The following is a 3757-nucleotide window of genomic DNA, read 5'->3' as shown; positions in this document are numbered from 1 at the left end:
GTCAGAACACCGCCGCTTTTAGTGGCGATCGCGCCGCCACCACGTTCGGTATTATCCGCTAGGGAACCGTCATTGCCGCTAAACTTGCTGTTAATTACAGTCGTCGTGCTGCGAAAACCAGTGTAAATGCCGCCACCAAAACCGGCAACATTATTATTGACTTGGCAATTTTCTAAAGTTAAAGTGCTGCTACCTCCTGTTTGAATGCCACCACCGGCGCTAGTTGTCTGATTATTTGGGTCAGTACCAGAAACTTTGCCGTTGGCAACAATCAGGTTTTTTAGAGTAACATTTGTTGCACCTTCTGTGAAAATTACCCGCGAAGTATTGTTACCACTGATGGTTAAATTGGCTGCACCAACGGCATCAATTGTCAAGTTTTTGTTGATGACAAGTTGACCGTTCGTGAGAGTAATTGTTTGGCTGGCAAGACTCGATTCAAATTGAATGGTATCGTCGGCTGCTGCGGAGGCGATCGCATTTCTCAAGGAACCGGGTCCGCTATCATTATTGTTGGTAACGGTAATAGTCTTTAAAGTCCCTTGATAATCAGCCATTGCTTCTGGAGTCAAGGCTAGCGGTGCTTCAATATCACCTTTGGCAAACTCCAAATTCCAGTTACCACCGCGGCCAGTGCGATCGCTAGATGCAGCAATATCAGCCCCGGTTAACTCGCCTAGGCGATCGACAAAATCGCTTCCCGAACCCGCCGCAACATCGCAACCATAAAGCACAATATCTGCTTGGTCGCTTAGCGCATTTCGCCACCCTTGCAACTGGCTTTCATATTGCGGCAAATTATCCGAATTCAGCGTTGCAGAACCTAGCTGCAAGCTGCCTGAATTGCCGTGAGAAAAAACGTGAACTTGGTCTACAGTTTCCCCCGCAGCAGAAATTGTTTGCAGTTTCGCAGTAATTTGCTCAACTCCGTTACTATTTTTATCTAAAATGATGATTTCTGCACCGGGAAGCACGCCACCCGCAAGAGTTTGATAGTCATCTAACTCGGGATCAATGAACACAATAGATTTAGAACCAGCATTGGGGAAAACAGATTGTGAATCCATGTTAGTGGCAAAAGTTGAACTCATTTCGCATACCCATGAGAATGTTTACTATTTGCTGGTAGATTCACCTTGAAAGCAGAAGGCTAGAGATGCAGAAGGCAGTAGGCAGAATTAAAACCTCGGTGAGCCATCCGGAGAATTAAAATTTAGTGAAAAATTTTAATTCTATCCCTAAGTGAAATCCGAGACTTGTCTCCCTAATCAGCTTAAGCTGTGTAAAAATTGCGATTTTTTTAGCAATTAACAGCAGAGGATGTAATGTAAATAGTCCGGCACGGGGAACCTCTCTATATAGATTTGCCATGCACACCATTAGCCAGATCAGTAGTGCATCAAACCATTGGGAAGCCTTGGTCAGGGAAAATTAATAAAAGATTTTCTGTGGTTCCGAATTCCTGAAAATTGCTCTAGCTAGTACCTGATACATTCACATTAAATAAAACCAGGATAATTGCCTAAAAATTTGATTGATTTAACTTTTTCCTACCTGGAAAAAACTTCCCAATAATTTGAAATTTAGTGGTTGAGAAAGCTAACTTTATTCGGGCGCTACTTATGGCTAGCCAGCTCAAAATTGCAATAGACGGATGTGCCTCATTCTAGGTGTGGGCGATCGGCAATAAACAAGATTTATTACCGATCGCTGTTGAAAAGAATCAGATCGATCGCTCCTATTCGTTGGCGTAGCCCCCGTAGGGGCGGGCGACGCTAACGTCATCCACCAATTTTCAGGAGTTTGAGAGCTTTATTCACCACTTCTAAGCGGGCTGGCTGCTTATGGCGCACCCTACCCCAAGCAGTTAGATTGTTACCTGAGTGAAATCAGTAGCAGTGAGAATACCGGGGGTAATATTGTTAAGCTTCGCCAACAATTGATTGGTGTCCGTCACAGTAATCAAAGTCTGATTGTTGTTGGAAGTAATACTGAGTTGATTAAAACTCAAACCAGAATTCAACCCAATTAAATCCTCTCCCTTGCGGAAATCATTAATGATGTCGCTACCCAAACTTTGATTGAGGAAAAACACATCATTTCCCGAACCACCAGTCAAAGTATCGTCCCCAACATCCCCGGAAAGGAAATCGGCACCGCTGCCACCACTGAGAATATCATCACCTTTGCCGCCGTACAGGGTATCGTTACCGATGTCGCCGCAGAGCACATCGTTTTCATTGCCGCCCAACAGCAAGTCGTTGCCCTCACCGCCATCGAGACTGTCGTTTTCTTTGCCTCCGTACAGGGTATCGTTACCGATGTCGCCAAAAATCAGGTCTGTACCTTCATTGCCAAAGGCAATATCGTTGCCGTTTCCGGCATTAATTGTGTCATTTCCTAAGTTGCCTAAAATGTAGTCGTCACCATCTTCACCCAGCAAGATATCGTCATCTTTACCGCCGAAAATGCTGTCGTTGCCAACGCCGCCGGCAACTGTATCATTGCCGAGATCTCCCCTCAACAAGTCGTCGCCCTCGGCATCTACCACAGTGTCAGGATCTTTGCCAGCGTAGATGGTATCGTTGCCAGCGCCGCCAGAGATGAAATCGCTGCCTCCATTGCCGAAGATTGAGTCGTTATCTGCGCCGCCGTCAATGTTGTCATTGCCGCCCATGCCGTAGAGAGTATCGTTGCCGACTTGTCCGTTAATTGAGTCGTTGATGACACCGCCCATGATGAAATCGGTAGTGTCGCCACCGTTGATAGTTTGTTGGACGGGGTTGGGGGTGATGGTGGCAGGATCTAGTTGCGGAGCGTTGAGGCTATCGAGTAGGCAATCATCTGCCGCCGGAGTTGGAGTCGGTGTCGGTTCTGGCGTGGGAGTTGGCGCCGGTTCTGGCGTGGGAGTTGGCGCCGGTTCCGGCGTGGGAGTTGGCGCCGGTTCTGGCGTGGGAGTTGGCGCCGGTTCCGGCGTGGGAGTTGGCGCCGGTTCCGGCGTGGGAGTTGGCGCCGGTTCCGGCGTGGGAGTTGGTGTCGGAGTCGGTGGTGTCGGCGCCGGAGTCGGAGTCTCAGTCGGAGTTGGCGCCGGAGTCGGAGTCTCAGTCGGAGTTGGCGCCGGCGCGGGTGTCGGAGTTGGCGCCGGCGCGGGTGTCGGAGTTGGCGCCGGCGCGGGTGTCGGAGTTGGCGCCGGTTCGGGTGTCGGAGTTGGCGCCGGTTCGGGTGTCGGAGTTGGCGCCGGTTCGGGTGTCGGAGTTGGCGCCGGCGCGGGTGTCGGAGTTGGCACCGGTTCGGGTGTCGGAGTTGGCGCCGGCGCGGGTGTCGGAGTAGGCACCGGTTCGGGTGTCGGAGTTGGCGCCGGCGCGGGTGTCGGAGTAGGCACCGGTTCGGGTGTCGGAGTTGGCGCCGGCGCGGGTGTCGGAGTAGGCACCGGGACGACACTACCTCCCAATTCAAAAGAACCGCTGTCGACTATCGCACCTGGAATGCTGTCGCCATCTTGAGGGCGAGTCACGCCGCGCTGATCCGTAGCCGGTGCGCCAGTGGCAATCCCTTTATCAATTGCCGGACTTCCTGTCAGCAGCGGCCTGACTAAAGCGCCGTTGAGGTTTTGCAAAGGGCCGAGTAAAGGGTCTGCGATCGTAATACTTGCCGTCGCATTGTAATCGTTGAAGTTAGCGGTTTTTTTGACAGGCCACTGAAAATTGCCACCTTGGTCAGTTAGTTCGCTGCTGGTGTGCTGCTGAATGCCAAACTC

The 3757-nt window shown here is 50.8% G+C and carries 2 protein-coding genes; both read right to left on the bottom strand.

From position 1 onward, the window contains the following. On the bottom strand, nt 1-1091 hold a 1091-nt coding region (locus QUA42_RS27415; protein WP_333141814.1), incomplete at its 3' end, for a DUF4347 domain-containing protein. Nucleotides 1092-1867: 776 nt separating this feature from the next. Further along, on the bottom strand, nt 1868-3757 hold a 1890-nt coding region (locus QUA42_RS27410; RefSeq protein ID WP_333141812.1), incomplete at its 5' end, for a calcium-binding protein.

Source organism: Microcoleus sp. Pol11C2, from assembly GCF_036701505.1.
GTDB lineage: Bacteria > Cyanobacteriota > Cyanobacteriia > Cyanobacteriales > Microcoleaceae > Microcoleus.
This window is presented reverse-complemented; position numbering and strand designations above follow the sequence as displayed.